Source organism: Collimonas silvisoli (assembly GCF_018305005.1).
Classification (GTDB): Bacteria; Pseudomonadota; Gammaproteobacteria; order Burkholderiales; family Burkholderiaceae_D; genus Collimonas; species Collimonas silvisoli.
Genome location: NZ_JAGQEG010000197.1, coordinates 1 through 3,226, shown reverse-complemented (window position 1 = coordinate 3,226; position 3,226 = coordinate 1). Strand labels below are relative to the sequence as shown.

The following is a 3,226-nucleotide window of genomic DNA, read 5'->3' as shown; positions in this document are numbered from 1 at the left end:
TACCTGCTCGACAACGCTCAATTTAAAAGCCAGGCTGTAATCACGTTGGCTGCGCCGCATCTCTTGCTCCATTTGACACTCCTTCTCTTCATCGAAAAAGTGTCAACCTAATTCAGGACGGGTCACTGAAAAGCAAAAAGCTCGCGTAAATGCGGGCTTTTTTGCTTTTCGGTTCAGTGTAGCTTGGCTACGATAATGCATATCCACGGATAGCACCAATCCGATAAAGTTCAATCTAAATCTGGCATAAGCTGAGTGCTACGAATTTGCTGCAGCAAATGATGAGAGCTATAGCTGGTACGGGGATTCAGTCTCATTCCACGCCGTGAACTAATGAGGCTTGACCAATTTGCCTGAAACAGCAGGGTAAGCTGAAAGCGTACCCTGCATTTGAAGGTCAGGTTGAACGAACGATTGTCTTTTGCTTACGAAATGTGAGGAACGTGATCTATGGAGGCTATCTTCTCGCCTTGCTCGTAGATCTCAACCGCCTCAATATTTGTTGATTTTGGCGGCATGACACGGTTGTATTTAGCGGGCACCCATGTCAATACTTGCGGCCACATTCCAGGCTCTTGAACGAGGTGAAGATCCAGCATGAGGATCGCCGGATTGATTCCTTGCGGTTCTTTCATGGTTAGCACAGCTTTTATCCCTGGGTTGCCGACCAAAACATCGCCGGCGACATGCAATTCGTGTGGGCCCGGTGGCATAGTGTTCAACCATGCGTGCCAGTCTCTGCTTTGAGTAGTCATTGTTCATTTCCTCCTTGTGATTTGGCGGTTTACTTCTTGCTCGAATGAGCGGTACTACTCTTAGTAGAGGCTTGCGACAGTTGATCGACGGCGTTGTTGACATTGCTTTCGATGGTTTCAACTGCTTGCTTGGTGCTCTTGGCGAACTGTTCGTAACCGGCGTTGGCGCTGCCGATTGCCGATTTGACGAAGGCAACTGCGCCTTCTGCACCTGGTGGCACGTTTTTAGATGCCTGGTCGACGAACTCGACGACTTTACGCTTGGTTTCCGCAACTTGCGCTTCTGCGACCTTGGTCAGCTCGGCTTGTGTGCTGGAAGCGATGCTGGCGAAATGACGACCGTAAGCGATGGCCTTTTCCGCGTTCGGTTGGGCCAGCGCTGCACTCAGCGAGAAAAATTCTTGCGGATCTTTAGCGGCAAAGAATTTCTGGGTGGTGGCGGTCGACTCTTCCAGCGAAGCTTTGGCAGCGCTCAGGTTGAGGTCGATCAGCTTTCCTACGCCGGCAAATGCTTTGGTCGTGAAATCGGTATACAGGGCCAAATTAGCTTCAAATTTGGCTTTGGCGGCGGCTGAAAATTGTTCTGCGGCGGTAGACATGGCTTCTCCAAGGAGTCGCTGTTGTAAAAACAGACGACATTAGTAGGGCGACGAAAGGCGGCTAAAGACTAGCCATTGGTTGCAGAACGCCATTGATGTAAATGGCGCATTGTGCGGTGCAAAAATGTGATTTTAGATTTTTGTTGCCAGATGTCTAGCTGGTAATTTTGATAGTGCCAACTGCATTCTTGATGGATTGATCGCGTTTGACTTCTTTTTGTTGACGTAACGGCTTCCGCGAATTGGGATAGTTGCGTCATCTGTCAAATTTCCTCATCATGGTACTTTTCGTGGTATTTAGTCAGCTCGTTGCTCTGGGAGTGGCTAAAATATTGGTTTTTCGAGCGCTATTGATAATTGAATGGGAATGATCTGAGGTCTGGCATTCTCTAGTATACAAAGCAGGAAATGCTCCAAAGCCCGCATAAATGCGGGCTTTTTTGTAGCGTTGATACCTTCACCTTGCTACGATTGGCACACCAGATCGAACTCAAGGCCAGGCTGCTCAATAGCCAACCTCAGCGGCTCGAGCACACGCTGTTGTCCACTTAGCAGCAAAGATTCGTAGTGTAAAAAAATGACGACTTCTTACAAAAAAATTGACTTGATAACGCTGCGCCTCTTTGTGACTGTTTGTCAGGAAAAGAATATTGCCCGGGCCGCTGAGCGCGAATTTATTGCGCATTCAGCGATTAGCCGCCGCATTAGTGAGTTGGAAGCAATCGTCGGCCATCCGGTTATTGATCGCGGATCCCGGGGTATTTCTATTACGCCCGCAGGAAGAACAGTGCTCAAGTACGCTGAGTCAGTCTTGTCTAATCTCGAAGAGATGGAAAGGGAAATTAAATTACTATCCGATGGCGCCTTGGGGAAGGTGCGGCTTGTGGGAAATTTGTCTTCGATCGTGCAGTTTTTGCCGGAAGATCTTGCCGCCTTTCAGCGCTCTTTCCCCCAAGTGGATATCGATCTGGAAGAGAAAACAAGTTCCCTCGTAATGCAGAGCATCAGGGATAGAACTGCCGATATCGGTGTTTGCAATGCCTTGGACAGCGATTCTAGTCTTGCGGTACATCCGTATCGCAAAGATCGCCTGATGCTGATGGTTCCTAAAGGACACCGATTGGGCGAAGCCGGCATCGTACATCTTCAGGACTTTCTCAATGAGAGTTTTGTCGGCTTAAACGACGATAGCGCGTTGGCACTGTTGCTGGCGAGTCAGGCACAACATGCCGGCAATTCGCTGAACATCAAAATGCGGGTGAGCAGCCTGGATGCCTTGTGCAGAATGGTGCATGTAGGACTAGGTGTCGCCGTTGTTCCGCAGCAGATAGGGGAAATGTATCTCAATACGTTGGATATCTGTTTGATTCCGATCGCAGACACGTGGGCAACTCGCCAGCTTGTGCTTGTCTACAATTGCGATTTTCCCTTGACGGCGACCGCTGCTTCGCTTGTCAGTTTTTTGATGAACAAACGGTAAAGCGGGACAGTCTTCTCGATTCGAGATATCAGCCGTCTTTAATTGCTGCTTCTGCTTCTGATGCCTGATCTGTATCCTTTCTGACTGAAATGTTGCGGAAGAGCTTTTTGCTCTGATGCGGATATCTTCATTTTTCACAGACGGAATGATCATGAATCGAACGCTCTACGATAAACTTTGGGAGTCCCACGTCGTCCATACCGAGCAGGATGGCACGGCGATTCTGTATATTGATCGACATCTTTTGCATGAGGTTACCAGCCCGCAGGCTTTCGAAGGCCTGAAGCTGGCCGGCCGCAAGCCATGGCGGCTGCCGGCCAACCTGATGGTGGCCGACCATAACGTGCCGACCACCGGCCGCGCCAACGGCATTGCCGATCCGGTCTCGCGTT

4 protein-coding genes are annotated in these 3,226 nt (G+C 49.6%); 2 read left to right on the top strand and 2 right to left on the bottom strand.

Translation table 11 applies throughout. The features are described from left to right. Positions 1 to 425 precede the first annotated feature (425 nt). Complete coding sequence (locus KHU33_RS25815; protein ID WP_211468360.1) at positions 426 to 755, bottom strand: hypothetical protein; 330 nt, start codon at positions 753 to 755, stop codon at positions 426 to 428. 29 nt (positions 756 to 784) lie between these two features. Next, positions 785 to 1,354, bottom strand: a complete 570-nt coding sequence (locus KHU33_RS25810) for a phasin family protein (protein ID WP_211468358.1) — start codon at positions 1,352 to 1,354, stop codon at positions 785 to 787. A 577-nt stretch (positions 1,355 to 1,931) separates the two neighbouring features. Here KHU33_RS25810 and KHU33_RS25805 point away from each other — a divergent pair. Continuing rightward, on the top strand, positions 1,932 to 2,834 hold the full coding sequence (locus KHU33_RS25805; protein ID WP_211468356.1) for a LysR family transcriptional regulator: 903 nt from the start codon (positions 1,932 to 1,934) through the stop codon (positions 2,832 to 2,834). A 151-nt stretch (positions 2,835 to 2,985) separates the two neighbouring features. Then, positions 2,986 to 3,226 (top strand): aconitase family protein (locus KHU33_RS25800; RefSeq protein ID WP_268907150.1); only part of this gene is annotated, 241 nt, incomplete at its 3' end.

What these genes read in the sequence shown, in the direction of transcription:
- KHU33_RS25805 (WP_211468356.1), top strand. Translation starts at nt 1,932, where the DNA reads ATGACGACTTCTTACAAAAAAATTGACTTGATAACGCTGCGCCTCTTT.
- KHU33_RS25810 (WP_211468358.1), bottom strand. Translation starts at nt 1,354, where the DNA reads ATGTCTACCGCCGCAGAACAATTTTCAGCCGCCGCCAAAGCCAAATTT.
- KHU33_RS25815 (WP_211468360.1), bottom strand. Translation starts at nt 755, where the DNA reads ATGACTACTCAAAGCAGAGACTGGCACGCATGGTTGAACACTATGCCA.